The sequence below is a fragment of the Streptomyces sp. NRRL S-495 genome (genome assembly GCF_000966955.1).
Taxonomy (GTDB): Bacteria; Actinomycetota; Actinomycetes; order Streptomycetales; family Streptomycetaceae; genus Kitasatospora; species Kitasatospora purpeofusca.
Genome location: NZ_JZWY01000472.1, coordinates 1 through 15832, shown reverse-complemented (window position 1 = coordinate 15832; position 15832 = coordinate 1). Strand labels below are relative to the sequence as shown.

Below are 15832 nucleotides of genomic sequence, written 5' to 3'. Positions count from 1 at the left end.
ACCGGCCTGCTGTCCTTCGCGGCCCGCAGCCGGCGCCGGGTGCTCAGCTGGGCGATCGTCCCCACGGTCGAACTGGTGCAGCTCCACCGGCGCGTCTGGGAGCTCCTGGACGGCGCCGAGGAACCGTCCCCCTACTACGTTCCCGGCCGCTGGTCCCCGCACCTGGGTCTCACCCGCCGCCTCACCCCGGAGGAGGTGTCCCTCGCCCACGCCACCCTCGGCCGCCACCCGGACCTCACCGGCACCTTCACGGCCGCCCGCAGCTTCGACTCCGGGACCCAGCTGACCCGCCCGTTGGGCGCGGTCGACGGCACCCCCGGCTGACCCGGTCCGGGAGCACGGCGGTCCGCGATCACGGCGGTCCGGGAGCAGAAAGCTCCGCGATCAGAGCGCTCCACGATCCGCCTGCTAGGCGTGCGATCCTCCGATCCAGAAGGTCAACGCCTTCCGGCCACCGCCGAGTGACCGCCGCATCGCGTTGACCAGTCGCGTCTGCGCCCGGGCCACCTCCGCACCGGCCGCCAGGAACTCCTCCTCGCCGAGCGGCGCCCTGACCGTGTCGACCTCACGGGCGACGCGGTCCAGGAAACGGTCGACCGCCCGGCCGAAGTGGTCGACCTCGCGCGCGACCTCCACCGGGGCGACCAGGCCGACCCGCGTCAGCACGGCGCTCCACTCGGCCCAGTCGTAGTCCCAGCCGCTCCGGTCGGCGTGGGCGCGCTTGAGCACCATCGTGAACCTGGCGTAGTGGCTCAGGAGTTCCTGGTAGGCGAGCAGTTGCTGGTCCCGCGACCACTGACGGTCCTGGCCCCGTCGGGTCACCAGTCCGCCCACCAGCACGCCCACGGTCGCCGAGGCCGCTCCGGCCGCGGTCGTGATCAGCGATTCCAGCAACGCTCCCCCAACTCCCGCACCCGCCGTTCGATCCGCGACCGGAACATAGCACCGGCGAACACCCGGGCCCCGGTGAATTCCTCCGTTCACGGCCCCGCCCAGGCGGCGGTCTCAGCCGAGGACCGACGCCAGCTCGGCCGCGTCCGGCGGCGTCGCCCCGGGGCGAGTGACCGTCAGGGTGGCGGCGGCCGTGGCGCGGGCGAGGGCGGTGTCGAGGCCCGCGCCGGCGCGGCGGGCGTGCAGGAGGGCGGCGGTGAAGGCGTCGCCCGCGCCCACCGTGTCGGCGACCTCGACCGTGCGGGCGGGCGCCTCGGCGCGGCGGCCGTCGACGGTGAGCGCGAAGGCTCCGGCCGGCCCGCGGGTGACCGCGACGGTGGCCGGACCGAGGCCGAGCCAGTGCCGGGCCACCTCCTCCGGGTCCCGGCCGGGGTAGAGCCAGGCGAGGTCCTCGTCGCTGGCCTTGACCAGGTCGGCGAGCGCCGCGCAGCGCTCCACCCGGCGGACGGCCTCGCCGTGCTCGCCCATCAGCGCGGGCCGCACGTTGGGGTCGTAGCTCACGCCGGCCCGGCCGCGCCACCGTTCGACCAGGGCGAGCACCGCCGCCGCTCCCGGTCCGGTGACGGCGGCGATCGATCCGATGTGCAAGTGCCCCGGCGGGAAGGGCAGTTCGACCGGCGGGAGGGTCCAGCCGATGTCGAAGGTGTACTGCGCCCGCCCCCGCTCGTCCAGCCGCACGACCGCCGACGGGGTGCGCGGGATGTCCGCCGCTCCCGCCGGTGATTCCGCCCCGGATCCGGACAGCAGGGCGACGCCGGCGGACTCCAGGTGCCCGCGGATCAGTCGGCCGTACGGGTCGTCGGCGAGCTGGGTGAGCAGCGCGACGGGCTCGCCCAGCCGGGCCAGCCCGTAGGCGACGTTGGCCGGGCTGCCGCCGGGGTGGACGACGTCGGGAGCGCCGTCGGTGCGGACGACGTCGGCGACGCACTCGCCGATCACCACGAAGTGCGGGCTGGTCACGGGGCTGCTCCTGCCGGTCCGGTGCGCCGGCGGGGGCTGCGGGCGGCCGGCGCGGCTGCCCAGCCTACGAGGTGGCCTGCGGGGCCCGGAGGAGCGGTACGCGCGGCGGGAAGGGGTGCGCGGTGGGAAGGACTGCCCGGCGGGGAAGGGCTGCGCGCGTGCGGAGCGGATGCGGGGGGGGCATCGGCTCCGCACGCGGGCATGAGTACGGCCGCCGGACCTGGCCAGGTTCTCCGACGGCCGTGGCCCCGCCCGTCAGGGGGTGGGGCTCTTCGAAGGTAAGACACCGCGCAGCCGCTCGGCCACCATGGTGGGCCGTCCGGGGGACGGCCGCGTGTCGCCAGGTCCGGGGCCGACGGGCCCGGGGCGGTCCGCGCAGGTCGGAGCGGTGGGGGCGGGGATTGTCGGAGGGCTCTGCTACGGTCCGTGCCCGGAAGATCGCTCACCGGAACGGGCCCGCCCGGGCCGGCGCGCGGGACCGTCCGACACGAGAGAGGTGATCACCTTGTCCTGGCACCGTTCCGTCCTCGCCGCCGCGCTCGCGCTCGCGGCGGTACCGCTCGGTCTGGCCCCGGCGGCCGCGGACAGCCCGGGCGCGGGTCCGCCGGGGACGGGGGACCCGGTCTTCCCCGCGCTCGGCACCACCGCCTACGACGCCCACTCCTACGACCTCGCGTTCACCTACCGCCCCACGACCAGGACGGTCGACGCCACCATGGCGATGACCGCCCGCGCCCGCACCGCGCTGCCGAGCCTGGAACTGGACGCGCTCGGCCTGGACGTGCACGCCGTCCGGGTCGACGGGCGCCCGGCCGGCTTCCGGACGCACGACGAGAAGCTGACCGTGGTCCCGGCGCGGCCGGTCCGGGCCGGGGCCCCGCTGCGGGTCGAGGTCGAGTACACCGCCGACCCGAGGGCCGCGCTGCCGCACACGGGCTGGGTGGTGACGCCGGACGGCTTCGCGGTGGCCGGCCAGCCGGACGGCGCGCACACCGTGTTCCCGTGCAACGACCGGCCGGGCGACAAGGCCCGCTTCACCGTCGCCGTCACCGCACCGGACGAGCTGTACGGGGAGCTGCTCCAGGCCTCGGTGGGCCGCTACACGGTCCGTGAGCGCCAGGGCCCCGACGGGCTGCCGCTGCGCGACGTCGTGCCCACCGCACGGGCGGCCGACCTGGAGCCCGCCCTCGCCCTGACCCCCGGCCAGCTGGGCTGGGCCGAGCAGCACCTCGGACCGTTCCCGTTCGAGACGTACGGGCTGCTGCCCGCCGACACCGACGACCCGGCGGCGTTCGACTTCACCGGGCTGGAGACGCAGACGCTCACGCTCTACAAGCCGAACTTCCTGCGCCAGCCGGAGCGGCAGATCGGCTCGCACATGATGCACGAGCTGGTCCACTCGTGGTTCGGGAACAGCGTCACCCCGGGCACCTGGGCCGATCTCTGGCTGAACGAGGGCCACGCCGACTTCTACGGTCTGATGTACCGCTACGAGCGCGGCTGGCCGGACTCCGGCGGCTTCACCACCCTCGCCGACCGGATGCGGAGCGTCTACGCCCAGGGCGACCAGTGGCGCCACGACTCCGGGCCGGTGGCCGCGCCGACCGCCGCGACGCTGTTCGACAGCCAGCGGTACACCGGCGGCGCGCTGGTGCTGTTCGCGCTGCGGGAGCGGGTCGGGCCCGAGGTGTTCGACCGGATCGAGCAGGTCTTCCTGCGGCGGCACCGGAGCAGCACCGCCACCACCGCGGACTTCCTGCGCACGGCGGACGAGGTCTCCGGGCAGTCGCTCGGCGGCTTCCTGCGCGACTGGCTCTACGGCGAGCGGACCCCGCCCATGCCGGGGCACCCCGACTGGACGGTGGATCCGGTCGATCCGGGTGCGGCACGGCGGACGGGAGGTGTGCCGAAGGGCTCGGGGACGCTCTGACGGCGGCCGGCCGCGCCGACGGGCCGGGACGGCGGGAAGCGGGCCGGGGACGGGCGGAGAGCGGGCGGGAGACGGTCGGAGGGCGGACCGGCGCAGGGCCGGGCCGGAGCCGGGACTCACCCGGGCGCGCCCGGCCGGTGCGCCCGGGCGCCCTTCGCGCGCCCTTGGCGGCGACCGGTGACGAGCGGATCGTGGTGACCACGGCCCGCTCGCCGCCCGGCCGAGTCCCGGCCGGCTCGCGGGCCGTCCAGCGTTCGCGCCCGCCCCGGGCCGCCGCCTTCTGCCGCCCCGTGCCCGCCCCCGTGCCGGGCCGGTACGGCCGTCGCGGGCCGCCCCGGCCGACCCCGCCGTGGGTGCCGACCTGGCCACCCGCGAAAATAGCCCGGTCGGACAGGCAACCCGGCGCCGACCCCAGCGCGTTCAGCAGCCGTGAGAACGAGAGCGAGGACCCGGCGGCCACGGCCGACCGGCAGGACCGCCGCCACCGACCTGGCGGCGCGGATGACGGATACGGTGGCGGGAGCGGCATGGCGGGGGCGTCGGGATGAGCGAAGCGAGACCGGACTTCGAGGAGTTCGTCGCCGCGCGCAGCCCTCGGCTGCTCCGGATGGCATGGCTGCTGACCGGCGACCCGTACCTGGCCGAGGACCTGCTCCAGACGGCTCTGGCCAAGGTCTGGCCGCGCTGGGAGCAGGTCTCGATCGACCGGCCCGAGGCGTACGTCCGCCGGGTACTGGTGAACTCGCACGTCTCCTGGTGGCGCCGCCGCTGGCAGGGCGAGCTGCCGCACGACCGGCTGCCGGAGCCGCCGACGGTCGCCGACCCGTTCGACTCGGTGGTGACCGGCCAGGTGGTCGCCGCCGCGGTGCGGGCGCTCCCGGCCCGGCAGCGGGCCGTGGTGGTGCTGAGGTTCTTCGAGGACCTCAGCGTGGAGGACACCGCCGAGGCGCTGGGCTGCACCACGGGCACCGTCAAGAGCCAGACACACCGCGCCCTGCAGGCGCTGCGCGGCAAGCTTCCGGCCAGGGAGCTGCTGCTGGACGGGGGTCGTCGTGACGGAGCATGACTTCGCCGCGTGGGAACGCGAGGCGGCCCTCGACCGCGAGACGGCCCTGGACCGGGCGGTGGCCGACGACCACGAGGTGGCGGACGAGCTGCGGGTGCTGCTCCAGCTGGCCGCGCCCCACCTGTCGGCGCCCGCGGACCGGATGGAACGGGTGCTGGCGCGGGCTGCCCTGGCCCGGCGGCGCCGACGGCGGGCGGCTCTCGCGGCCGGACTCGCGGTCGGCCTGACCGCGGCCGTGCTGGCCGCCGCACCGGCGCTCGCGCCCGGCCCGACGGGCACCGTGCTCGGCCCCGCCGCCTCGGGACCGGCCCTCGGCGCGATCCCGCCCGCCGATGCGTCGACCGGTGCGCCCGCCGGCTCCCCCGAGGCCTCGGCGAGCGCCTCCCCCGGCCCGGGTTCGAGCGCCCCGAGGAGCCCCTCGCCGGCCGACTCCCCGAGCGTGGGGGCCGACGGCGGCGCGACCGAGGACCCGACGGGCGACGCCGCCGGTCCGCTCCGGCCGACCCGGTTCACCCCGCTGGACGGGGTGATCCTTGATCTGCCGAACACCTGGTTCGACCTCACCCTCCTCGCCACGGCCGGACGGCCGGAGTCCGTCGGTTACATCGCCTCCCAGCCACTGGCCCGGGAGCCCGGCTGCCAGATCCGCAACGGCGCGCAGCCGCCCGTGTGTCTCGCCGCGGGGGGGCTGCTCGACAACTCGGCGATCGTCTCGGTCCGGGTGGTCCGGGACGAGAAGCTGGCCACCGAGGCCGCGAGCCGGTCGGTGCTGCTCCGGGACGCCGAGGTCGACAAGGACTGCGCGACCCACGGCGGCACCCGGCAGCTCGTCGCGCAGCAGGTGGTCATCCCGAACGGGCAGCCGGAGGTCGTGGAGCTGTCGGCCTGCCTGCGGCGCCCGTCGCAGGAGACCCTGAGCACGGTGTACCGGCTCACCGCCTCGGTGCGCCTGTTCGGGGCGGCGACGAACAGCCCGATCACCTCGACGGGCTGACGGTCTCCCGTAACCCGGGTGGCGGAGCCTCGTTGGACGGGGCATGAAGAAGCGCAGCATGCTGGCCGTCGCCTCGCTCGCCGTCGGCGTCGTGGCCTCCCTGACCGCTCCCGCCGCCCATGCCGCCGCCCTCGGCGGCCAGGGTGATCTGACCGGGCCGCTCCAGGGCGGGCCCCTCGCCTCGGCCCCGGACATGCTGCCGGGGCAGGTCGGCGACGCCGGCGGTGTGGTCGGCCAGGCTACCGGCCATGTCACGGGCGAGGCCCCCGGGCTGGTCGGCCTCCCGTCCTGACGGAGCACCCGGCACGGTTCGGCCGCCCACCCGGGCGCAGCGTTGGTACACCCGCCCGCCGGTAGGCCCGATCCACTGCTGGGCCCGGTCCGCCGGGCGGGCGGTGCGCCGCCCGTCAGCCGAGCGGGGCGCCCAGGTCCTGGGTCCAGTAGAGCCCGGCCGGGCCGGTGGTCACACCGATGCCGACGTCCTTGAACGCGCAGTCCAGCATGTTGGACTGGTGGATGCCGCCGTCCATCCAGCGGGAGAAGACCACCGCCGGGGCGCTCGGGCCGCGGTCGAGGTTCTCGCCCCACTGCGACCAGCGGTAGCCGGCCGCGTTGAGCCGGGCGTCCGCCCGGGTGCCGTCGGGGGCGAGGTGGTCGAAGAAGTTCCGGGCGACCATGTCCTCGGAGTGCTTCTGGGCGGCCGCGTGCAGTTTGGGGTCGATCCGCAACGGGCCGCAGCCGCGTCGGCCCCGCTCCGCGTTGACCAGGTCGACCAGCTGTCGCTCCAGGCTCGGCGGGGTCGTGGTCGGCCGGGCGGCGGCCGGGGTCGCGGTCGGGGTCACCGCCGCCGAGGCGCTCGGCACGGGCGGCACCTCGACCGGGGCGACCGTGGGCGACCGTGACCGGAGCGGGCGGCGTGGTCTCCGGCGTCGGCGTGACGGCTGTCTCGACCGGCGGCACCGGGGCGTCCGGGGCACTGGCCGGGGTGGTCGGTTCCGGCGCGGGCGCGGTCGGCTGCGTGGGCTGGGGCCAGACCATCGCGAGCGTCGCCGCCGCGAGCACCACCGCCGTCCCGCCCGCCAGCACGCTCTTGCGGCGGGCCAGGTCCGTCCAACCGCCCGGTCCGCCGGCCGGGTCGGTGGGCGGAGTACCGGCACCGCTGGGCGGAGTCCCGCCGGTACCGGCCCCGGTGGATCCTCCGGCCGCGCCACCGTCGCCCGGGACCGCGCCGGATCCGGCGCCCGGAGTCCCGGCCGTGGCTCCGGCGGCCTGGAACGCGAGCCCGCTCGGCGCGTCCATCGGTACCGGCACCAGCGCCAGCCCGGCCAGCAGCCCCTCCGCCGGGAACAGGTCGCGCCCCAGGCCGTCGCAGGCCTGGCAGCCGCGGATGTGCCGGGCTATGCGCTTGCGCCAGACCGAGTTCGGCGTGCCGTCCCACCCCGTCATCACCTCGGCGAGCTCCGGGCAGCGGGGATAGGCGGTGAGCGCCCGGACCACCACGCGGCCGGCCTCCAGCTGCTTCTTCATCCGCTGGACACGGACGGCGGTGTGCTGCGGCGTCAGGTCGAGTGCCTCGGCGAGTTCGGCGCGGGTGAGTTCGCCGGAGGCCTCCAGCCACCAGAGGGCGAGCAGTTCCTTGTCGTCCGGGTCCAGCCAGCGGGTGGCCTCGGCGACCTCCCGGCGCTGGCCGGAGAGACCGAGCCGGAGGATGGTCAGGTCGGTGAAGTCCGCGCGCGGGTCGGCCAGCTCCCAGCTCTCGTCCAGGCCGCCGACGGCCGCCTGCTGCTGGCCGGTCGACCGGCTGCGGACCTGGTTCATGGTGATCGCGACCAGCCAGGACCGGAACGCCCCCGGGTCGCGCAGCCCCTCCAGGCCGTCGAGGGCCCGGATCATGGTCTCCTGCGCGATGTCGTCCACGTCGGCGTGGCCGTTCAACGCCCGGCCGGCGACGTTGTAGACCAACGGGAACCAGGCCGCGACCAGCGCCTCGCGCGCCTGCGGGTCGCCCGCCTGGGCCGCGCGCACGAGGGTCGTCCCGGCCCTGCTCTGCACGTCAACGTTCATGGGTCCGCACTCCGTCCGGCTGTCGTCCGTCCGCCACTGCCTCCTCGGAGACCGCTGGGGAGTGCTCAGATAACAACAATTTGCGCGGATTCGGAAAATCGGCCGACGGCGAGGCCACCGGCCGGGCCCGTGCGGGCCCGAACGGTGGTTCCTCGGGGCGGTGCGGCGGGTCCTCAGGACGGCGAGGCGAAGACCTGGGTCCACCAGGGCCCGCCCGAACCGGTCCGGACGCCGACGCCGATCTGCTTGAAGGAGCAGTTGAGGATGTTGGCGCGGTGGCCGGGGCTGTTCATCCACGACTCCATCACCGCCGCCGGGTCCTTCTGCCCGCGCGCGATGTTCTCGCCCCAGCTGCTCCAGCGGTAGCCGGCCGCCTCGATGCGGTGGTCCGCGTGGTAGCCCTCGGGGCTGGCGTGGTCGAAGAAGCTGCGATCGGCCATGTCGTCGCTGTGGACCTGGGCGGCGGTGGTGAGCTTGGGGTCCACCGTGAGCGGCCCGCAGCCGGCCTGCGAGCGCTGGACGTTGACCAGGTCCGCCACCTGCTGGGCGAAGGAGCTGTTCGACGAACCGCCCGGCGCGGTGGTGGCGGTCGGACGCGGGGCGGTCGGCGAGGGCTTGGCCGTGCTCGGGGCCGTCGTGGGGGCGGTGCTGGGGGCGGCGGTCGGCTTCCCCGGATCGGGAGCACCCGCCGTGCCGCCGGGGGTGGTCNCTTGCCAGCCCGCTCAGAGATGTGTATAAGAGACAGGTGCTCGGGCTCGCGGTCGGGTTGCGCGGCGTGCCGGACGCGGTGGCCGGGGCCGTGGAGGCGGTGTGCCCCGGAGTAGTGGCCGAGGCGGAGGGCGTCGCCGGGGCGGTGCTGGGGGGAGGGGTGGCCGTGGCCGCGCGGGCCTGGTCGGTCGGGGCCGGGTCCTGGACCGGCGCGCCCGCGCCGGGCACCTGGATGCCGTTCACGTCCCCGGCCTCGGCGGCGACCAGCGGCTCGTACGCCACCGCCTGCGAGCCGTTGTCGCTGCCCTCCTCGCCCCGGAACACCGCGTACCCGGCGCCGGTCAGGGCGGCGATCACGCTCGTGCCGGCGACGGCCGCGGCCACGGCCATCATCGGTACCGTCCCGCCCCGGCGGCGGCGCCAGCCGTGGCCGCGCCGCCGTTCGGCGGCACGCCGCGCGGAGCGCCCCTCGGCACCCGCGGGGTGCCCGGTCGCGGGGAGGATGGTGGTGCGGTCTTCGCTGTTCACCTGCGCACGCTTCCTGTGTTCTGGTCCGTCGGATCGGTCGGACGAGTGCCGACACCTGGGAGACCACGGAGCGGTGGGCGGATAACGGAAAAGTGCGAACTGATTTCCGAACGAACCGGCGGGGCGGCGGTTGGCCATGATGCCGCATCCACGGCCGGGCCTCCGGAACGCCGATCGGGGGCGGAACCGGTCGATTCCACCCCCGAGAGCGTGTCCGCCGGGACGGTCAGGCTTCGGCCGGGGGCATGTCGTAGGTGACGAACATGGTCCGGGTGGCGACCTGGTCGTACTTGCTGCGGGCCCGGTGGTTGTCGTCGGCGGTGATCCAGCGGACGGTGTTCCAGCCGCGCTCGGCGGCGATGGCGCGCAGCCGGGCGAGGAGGAGGTCGACCGCTCCGGTGCCGCGCGCGGCCGGGGCCACGAACAGGTCGTCGAGGAAGCCGGCCACCGCTCCGTGCAGCGGACGGACGAACGGCCGGTAGTGCGCCAGCCCGACCGGGGTGCCGTCGGTGTCGCGCACCAGCAGGCCGTCCAGCTCGTGCGCCGGGTCGGTGAGCCAGGACCAGACCAGCTCGGCCTTCTCCTCCGGCATGGGCACCCCGTAGAAGTCGCAGTAGCCCCGGAACAGCTCCCGCCAGGCGGCGAAGTCCGCGCCCGTGGGCGCGTCCACGGTCCAACCCCCGGCGGTCCGGTGCCCGGCGGTCGGGTGTTCGGCGGTCGGGTGTTCGGCGGTCGGCGTGGTGCTGATCGGCGTGGTGCTGGTCGGCGGCATGGGGCGCTCCTCGTTGGCGGTCCGGCGCGCGGCCGGTTCCGTGCGTGCACAGGCGGATGCCGGACAGCATGACGTTCCGTCGGATCCGCGCCGATCGACAGCACGGCCAAGTACGAGTGCGGGTCCGCTCCGCTTCGGAGTGGCAGTCGCCCCGGATCCCCGGCCCGGCCTCCCCGCCGCGCGCGGTCGGCCCGCATCACCGATCCTGGACGCCCGCCCGCACCCCGTTCCCCCGTTCGTGCCGCGCCCGCCGAGGAGGCCCCCAATGCTGCTCCACCGCCTGGCCCTCACCTCGCGCGCCGTGGCCGCCGAGCCCGGCCGCCGGGCCAAGACCGAACTGCTGGCCGACTGCCTGCGCGAGCTGGGCCCCGACGAGGCGCCCTCGGCCGTCGCCCTGCTCTCGGGCGAGTCGCAGCGGCTGCGCACCGGCCTCGGCCCGGCCGCCCTGCGCGAGCTGCCGCCGCCCGCCGCCGACCCGGTGCTGGGGGTGCGCGAGACGGAGCGGGTCCTGGAGGCCATCGCGGCCGTGCACGGGACGGGCGCCCGGGCCGAGCGGCACCGACTGTTGGCCGGGCTGTTCGAGCGCGCCACCGAGGTCGAGCAGTCCTTCCTGCGCGCCGTCCTGGTCGGCGACCTCCGCCAGGGGGCCCTGGACGCGGTGGTCGCCGACGCCGTCGCCCGGGCCGCCGGGGTGACGGCGGCGACGGTGCGGCGGGCGCTGATGTTCCGTGGTTCGGCGCGGGCGGTCGCCGAGGCCGCGCTGACCGGCGGGGAACCCGCGCTGGCCGCCTTCCGGCTGGAGGTGGGCCGACCGGTGCGGCCGATGCTGGCGGCCTCGGCGCCGGACGTCGGCGCGGCGCTGGAGCACCTCCCCGGACCGGCGGCGCTGGAGTGGAAGCTGGACGGGATCCGGGTGCAGGTGCACCGGGACGGCACGGACGTCGGGGTCTTCACCCGGTCCCTGGACGACATCACCGCCCGGGTGCCCGAGGTGGTGGAGGCCGCACTGGCGCTCCCGGTGCGGTCGGCGGTCCTGGACGGCGAGGCGATCGCCCTCGGCCCGGACGGCCGCCCGCGCCCCTTCCAGGAGACCGCCGCCCGCACCGCGGCCCGCCGGGACCCGGAGCGGCTGCGCGCCGAGGTCCCGCTCAGCCCGCACTTCTTCGACCTGCTGCACCGGGACGGCGAGGACCTCGTGGACAGGCCCGCCCGGGAGCGCTGGGCCGCGCTGGCCGGGGCCGTCCCGGCCGGACTGCGGGTGGCCCGCACCGAGACCGGCGACCGGGAGGAGGCCCTCGCGTTCTTCCGCGCCACCCTGGCGCGCGGCCACGAAGGGGTCCTGGTGAAGGACCCGGCGGCGGGCTACCGGGCCGGCCGGCGCGGCGCGGGCTGGATCAAGGTCAAGCCCCGGCACACCCTGGACCTGGTGGTGCTGGCCGCCGAGTGGGGCAGCGGCCGGCGGCAGGGCTTCCTCAGCAATCTGCACCTGGGGGCGCGGGCCGGCGGCGAGCCGGGCCTCGGCCCGTGGGTGATGCTCGGCAAGACCTTCAAGGGCCTGACCGACGAGACCCTCGCCCGGCAGACCGAGGCCCTGCTCGCCCGCGAGGTCGAGCGGGACGCCTGGACGGTGCGGGTGCGGCCGGAGCTGGTCGTGGAGATCGCCTTCGACGGGGTCCAGCGCAGCCCGCGCTATCCGGCCGGGCTGGCGCTGCGGTTCGCCCGGGTGGTGCGCTACCGGCCCGACAAGAGCGCGGCCGAGGCCGACACCGTCGCGACCGTCCGGGAGATCGCGGCGGCAGAGGGGATCGCGGTCGCCGAGGGATCCGCCGACGGGGACGCCGCGGGGGACACCGGACCGGTACAACCCGTCTGACGCACGATCAAACTTCTTCTTCCTCACACTCGTTCACGAGCAGAGGCAAATCGGCCATTCTGCGCGAGGCGGCCACGCTCTCTTCGTGTGCGACGGGAGTCGGGGTTAGTTTGACGACGACAGCGGGGGCGGCACGGCCCGGAGGATCCGGTGCCACACCAGGGAGGGATGTCCGCGATGCACGTGAACGTCGAACGGGACCGCTGCTGCAGCTCCGGCCAGTGCGTCATGACCGTGCCGGAGATCTTCGAACAGGACGACCAGGACGGCCTGGTGCGAGTCCTCCTGAGCGCCGTACCCGCGCCACGGTTCGCCGATGTGCGCCTCGCCGCCGAGCTGTGCCCCGGCGGCGCGATCACCGTCACCGAGGACGACGGGGCCGGCACCGCCGCCTAGCGATCGCTCGACAACCGCTCGACGACCGCTCGGCGAGCCCGACGACGGACGCCCCCGGCGGCCACCGTCGGGCGCGGCCCGCCCGCCGTCTCCCACCGCCTGCCACAGGCCCACCTGTCACGCGAGGAGACCACCTTGAGCACACCCACCGCTCCCGTCACCCTGATCCCGGCCCGGCACGACACGGCCTGCCCGTTCGCGCCGCCGCCCGCCTACACCGAGGCCGCGAGCACCGGGCCGGTCAGCCGCGCGGAACTCCCGGACGGCTCCCGCTGCTGGCTGGTGACCGGCTACCAGGAGGTCCGCACGGTGCTCTCGGACCGCCGGTTCAGCGCCGACGCCCGCCGGCCCGCGTTCCCCTTCCTCACCGAGGGGCGGCGTGAACTCGTCGCCGCCAACCCCTCCTTCCTCCGCCTCGACGACCCCGAGCACGCCCGGCTGCGCCGCATGGTCACCGGGGACTTCCTGGTCAAGCGGGTGGAGGAGATGCGCCCCGGCATCCAGCAGATCGTGGACGAGGCGCTGGACCGGATGATCGCCCGGGGCGGCCCGGACGGGCCCGCCGACCTGGTCGCCGACTTCGCCCTGCCGGTGCCCTCCCTCGTCATCTGCCTGCTGCTGGGCGTCCCCTACGAGGACCGCGAGGAGTTCCAGGCGAACAGCCGGCTGTTGCTCACCACCGAGGCCGACGACCGGGACGTGGCCCGGGCGCAGGACGAGCTGCTGGACTACCTGGGCCGGCTCGCCGAACGCAAGCGGACCGAGCCCGGGGACGACATCCTCAGCCGGCTGGTGACCCGCGAGGACCTCACCCTGCGCGAGATCGCCTCGACCGGGGTGCTGCTGCTGGTCGCCGGACACGAGACCACCGCCAACATGATCGGGCTCTCCACCGCCCTGCTGCTGCGCCACCCGGAGCAGGTGGCCCGGCTGGCCGATCCGGCGGCGGTGCCCGGCGCGGTGGAGGAGCTGCTGCGGCTGCTCACCATCGTGCACACCGGTGTCCCCCGGCTGGCGGTGGAGGACGTCGAGCTCGGCGGCACGCTGATCCGGGCGGGGGACGGCGTGATGGCGATGCTGTCGACCGCCAACCGCGACGACGGGCTCTTCGGCACCGAGGGCCACCTGGGCGTGGACGAGGTCGACCTCGACCGCGAGGCCCGCCGGCACGTCTCCTTCGGCTTCGGGGTGCACCAGTGCCTGGGCCAGCCGCTGGCCCGGGCGGAACTGCAGATCGCGCTGGCCACGCTGTTCCGGCGGCTGCCGGGGCTGCGGCTCGCGGTGCCGGAGGAGGAGCTGGAGTTCCGCACCGAGGCGCTGATCTACGGGCTGGGCGCGCTGCCGGTCCGGTGGTGACCGGTCGGGTGCTGACCGGTCGGATGGTGACCGGTCGGGTGCTGACCGGTCGGATGGTGACCGGTCGGGTGCTGACCGGTCGGATGGTGACCGGTCGGGTGCTGACCGGTCGGATGGTGACCGGTCGGATGGTGACCCGCCGGATGGTGACCGAGGTCGGCCCGACCGGACCCGGCCGGTGACCGGCGACGGGCCGCCGCTCGGGTCCGGTTGGCCCTCGCCGGGGCGCGGAGGCAGGCTTGAGGTGCGGAACAGAGCACCGGCCCGGCGGCCGCCCGCCACCACGGCGTAGCGCGGCGGGCCCGGACGCCCCGGCCGGCCGAGGAGACGGAGCCCGCGATGACCGACATGAGCGCACGCTCCGAGGTGAGCGTCGACCAGGACGAGGACGTCCGCGCGGCCGACCCCGAGGAGGGCATCACCTCGATGCAGAACCTGCACGCGCAGGACACCTCCCAGGCGGAGGGCGAGCCGGAGGATGAACGGGGGGCGATCGGCTGATCCGTCCGGACCGACAGGTTTGCGAAGAGCCGCCGACGAGTAACCGAGACGTTGCCACGAGGCCGCCCGATCTGCGGGCGGCCTCCGCGACCGCCGGTACTGCCGCCCGTACGGCGGTGGACCGGCCGGAGAGGATGGGCGCATGACCGAACAGCAGCAGGACACGGCGGCCGGGCGGTCGGCGGGGCCGGTGGAGCCGCCGGTCGACCCCCGGGCCTCCTGGGCCACCTGGACCACCCAGTCGATCATCAGCGGACCGGGCGGGGTGACCACCGTCGAGGTCGGCCCGATCTCGGGCGACCTCACCGTGCACACCACCTGGGTGGACGGCGAGGCGCGGCTCACCGTCCAGTACACCGGCGCGCTGGACTGGTACTCGGTGGCCGGCAGCCCGGTTCCGGCGGCCGACGAGACCACCGCACGGGCCGTCCACCAGGCGATGGTGAACGCCGTCAAGACCGGGAAGGGCTCCCGCGCCCCGGCGGCCCCGACCGACTGACCCGGCACCGACCCTCGGCACGGAGCGGCCGGCCCCGGGCGGGGCCGGCCGCTCCGTGCCACGGGCGGGCCACGACGTGGGCGTGCGGTGTCACGGGCACGTGGGCGTGCGGTGTCACGGGCGCTCGTCCGGCTCCGCCCCGGTGCCCTTCCCGAGCCCCTTCTTGCCCAGTCCCTTCACCAGCCCCTTGCCGAGGCCCTTCGAGAGCCCCTTGCCCGCCTCCTTCTCCGGACGCGGGGCCGGCGCGGCGGCCGCCCAGTACCCGGGGTCGACCGGGCGGCGCCCGCGCAGGTCCGCGCGGACCTCGCGCGCGACCTTGCGGGTGTCCCGCAGATTGACCGTGGCCCCGATGCCCGCGCCGACCAGCAGCGGGGTCAGCGAGGGCAGCCGGCGCAGCGAACTGCGGGTGAGCCGGCGGCGGACCTGCTGGCGGACCTCGCTGCCGAGGGCCATCGCCGCCAGCCCGGCCGGTTTGGCGAGCAGCGAGCCGTCGATGCCGCGCCGGTTGGCCCAGGCCATGACGTAGGCGGTGGCCTTCTCGGTGGCCGTCCCCTGGGCGGGGTGGCCGTAGACCTGGTGCAGCTCGGCGATCAGTTTGACCTCGACGGCCGCCACGGCGAGCGTCTCGGCGGCGATCTCCACCGCCATCGCGGGCGGTACCGGGAGCATCGCGGCGGCGCCCACACCGGCGCCGAGCGCGCTGGAGGCCCGGCCCGCGCCGGTGACCAGCAGGTCGGCGAGCTGCTCCGGGTCGGTGGCGCCGGGGTGCTGCGCACGCAGGGTGGCGAGGTCTCGGACGGGGATGCGCGGCGCGGCCTGGAGCAGTTGGTCGGCCAGCGCGCGGCCGCCGAACGCGGCGCCCTTGGCCGCCGTCCGGCTGCCGCTGCCGAGTCGGCGGGAGATGTCGGAGACCAGCTGGGCGCCGCGCCGACGGCCGCGCTCGACGCCCGCCCGGTATTCGGCGAGTTCCCCGGCCTCGCCCTCGGGGGGCGCGCCGGGAGCTCCCGGTTCGAGTTCCTCGACCAGGCCGGCCAGCTCGTCGGCGACGCGGTCTGCGGTGGGCTCGGGCTGCCCGGAGCGCCCCGGTTTCCTGAAGATTGCCATGCTGTGGCCGTACCCGGCCCGGCGCGGCGGTACGCGCCGGGGGTGTCCCGGTCCTGCGACGGGAGGGCCACGGCTTCGTCCCTACGGCGTATCGGCGGCGCCCTGGCCGACCGGCCCGGCAGGTCCGGCC

17 protein-coding genes and 2 pseudogenes are annotated in these 15832 nt (G+C 75.9%); 12 read left to right on the top strand and 7 right to left on the bottom strand.

Going from position 1 to position 15832, the window contains the following annotated elements:
- Positions 1–324, top strand: a pseudogene (locus VR45_RS23970) (hypothetical protein); the annotation flags it as partial.
- Between the two features lie 84 nt (positions 325–408).
- Here the strand turns inward: VR45_RS23970 and VR45_RS23965 are convergent.
- Both VR45_RS23965 and VR45_RS23960 read right to left on the bottom strand, forming a co-directional pair.
- Positions 409–894 (bottom strand): hypothetical protein, encoded by a 486-nt coding sequence (locus VR45_RS23965; protein WP_045941887.1) that lies wholly within the window; start codon positions 892–894, stop codon positions 409–411.
- Between the two features lie 111 nt (positions 895–1005).
- The gene (locus tag VR45_RS23960; RefSeq protein ID WP_045941886.1) at positions 1006–1911 is read right to left on the bottom strand and encodes a carbohydrate kinase; all 906 of its coding nucleotides are present in this window, start codon (positions 1909–1911) and stop codon (positions 1006–1008) included.
- A gap of 505 nt (positions 1912–2416) precedes the next feature.
- Here VR45_RS23960 and VR45_RS23955 point away from each other — a divergent pair.
- The 4 genes from VR45_RS23955 (at position 2417) to VR45_RS23940 (ending at position 6193) form a co-directional block, all read left to right on the top strand.
- On the top strand, positions 2417–3841 hold the full coding sequence (locus VR45_RS23955) for a M1 family metallopeptidase (protein WP_045941893.1): 1425 nt from the start codon (positions 2417–2419) through the stop codon (positions 3839–3841).
- 544 nt (positions 3842–4385) lie between these two features.
- Entirely contained in the window at positions 4386–4907 is a 522-nt protein-coding gene (locus tag VR45_RS23950) for a SigE family RNA polymerase sigma factor (RefSeq protein ID WP_045941885.1), read from the top strand.
- Positions 4894–5901: a hypothetical protein gene (locus tag VR45_RS23945; RefSeq protein ID WP_045941884.1), complete on the top strand. Its 1008-nt coding sequence runs from the start codon at positions 4894–4896 to the stop codon at positions 5899–5901. The genes VR45_RS23950 and VR45_RS23945 overlap by 14 nt, the downstream gene beginning before the upstream one ends.
- Before the next feature lie 43 nt (positions 5902–5944).
- A complete protein-coding gene (locus tag VR45_RS23940; RefSeq protein ID WP_045941883.1) occupies positions 5945–6193 on the top strand; it encodes a hypothetical protein in 249 nt (82 codons plus the stop codon).
- A gap of 115 nt (positions 6194–6308) precedes the next feature.
- Here VR45_RS23940 and VR45_RS50635 read toward each other — a convergent pair whose 3' ends face one another.
- The 3 genes and pseudogenes from VR45_RS50635 to VR45_RS23930 all read right to left on the bottom strand — a co-directional run bounded on the left by VR45_RS50635 (position 6309) and on the right by VR45_RS23930 (position 8504).
- Entirely contained in the window at positions 6309–6764 is a 456-nt protein-coding gene (locus tag VR45_RS50635) for a CAP domain-containing protein (RefSeq protein ID WP_353612713.1), read from the bottom strand.
- Positions 6765–7470: 706 nt separating this feature from the next.
- A pseudogene (locus tag VR45_RS50630) lies at positions 7471–7965 on the bottom strand (sigma-70 family RNA polymerase sigma factor); the annotation flags it as partial.
- Between the two features lie 173 nt (positions 7966–8138).
- Complete coding sequence (locus VR45_RS23930) at positions 8139–8504, bottom strand: CAP domain-containing protein (RefSeq protein ID WP_107084253.1); 366 nt, start codon at positions 8502–8504, stop codon at positions 8139–8141.
- A gap of 191 nt (positions 8505–8695) precedes the next feature.
- Between VR45_RS23930 and VR45_RS23925 the strand changes: the two genes are divergently transcribed.
- Positions 8696–9286, top strand: a complete 591-nt coding sequence (locus VR45_RS23925; protein ID WP_159394336.1) for a hypothetical protein — start codon at positions 8696–8698, stop codon at positions 9284–9286.
- Between the two features lie 141 nt (positions 9287–9427).
- On the opposite strand, the gene VR45_RS23920 is transcribed toward VR45_RS23925, so the two are convergent.
- Positions 9428–9973 (bottom strand): GNAT family N-acetyltransferase, encoded by a 546-nt coding sequence (locus tag VR45_RS23920; RefSeq protein WP_078896782.1) that lies wholly within the window; start codon positions 9971–9973, stop codon positions 9428–9430.
- A gap of 265 nt (positions 9974–10238) precedes the next feature.
- On the opposite strand from VR45_RS23920, the gene VR45_RS23915 reads away from it, so the two are divergent.
- The 6 genes from VR45_RS23915 to VR45_RS23895 all read left to right on the top strand — a co-directional run bounded on the left by VR45_RS23915 (position 10239) and on the right by VR45_RS23895 (position 14598).
- Positions 10239–11846: an ATP-dependent DNA ligase gene (locus tag VR45_RS23915; protein ID WP_063772539.1), complete on the top strand. Its 1608-nt coding sequence runs from the start codon at positions 10239–10241 to the stop codon at positions 11844–11846.
- 168 nt (positions 11847–12014) lie between these two features.
- A complete protein-coding gene (locus VR45_RS23910; RefSeq protein ID WP_051742458.1) occupies positions 12015–12242 on the top strand; it encodes a ferredoxin in 228 nt (75 codons plus the stop codon).
- A 135-nt stretch (positions 12243–12377) separates the two neighbouring features.
- Positions 12378–13598 carry a cytochrome P450 gene (locus tag VR45_RS23905; protein WP_045941881.1) on the top strand — a complete coding sequence of 407 codons (1221 nt, stop codon included), beginning with the start codon at positions 12378–12380 and terminating at the stop codon, positions 13596–13598.
- Entirely contained in the window at positions 13595–13780 is a 186-nt protein-coding gene (locus VR45_RS48950) for a hypothetical protein (RefSeq protein WP_234326098.1), read from the top strand. Before VR45_RS23905 ends, VR45_RS48950 begins: the two co-directional genes overlap by 4 nt.
- Positions 13781–13937: 157 nt before the next feature.
- Positions 13938–14099, top strand: coding sequence for a hypothetical protein (locus VR45_RS47180; protein ID WP_159394335.1), 162 nt, complete (start codon positions 13938–13940; stop codon positions 14097–14099).
- A gap of 142 nt (positions 14100–14241) precedes the next feature.
- The gene (locus VR45_RS23895; protein WP_234326097.1) at positions 14242–14598 is read left to right on the top strand and encodes a hypothetical protein; all 357 of its coding nucleotides are present in this window, start codon (positions 14242–14244) and stop codon (positions 14596–14598) included.
- A 114-nt stretch (positions 14599–14712) separates the two neighbouring features.
- Here VR45_RS23895 and VR45_RS23890 read toward each other — a convergent pair whose 3' ends face one another.
- Positions 14713–15702, bottom strand: a complete 990-nt coding sequence (locus VR45_RS23890; protein ID WP_052709325.1) for a hypothetical protein — start codon at positions 15700–15702, stop codon at positions 14713–14715.
- Between the last annotated feature and the right edge of the window lie 130 nt (positions 15703–15832).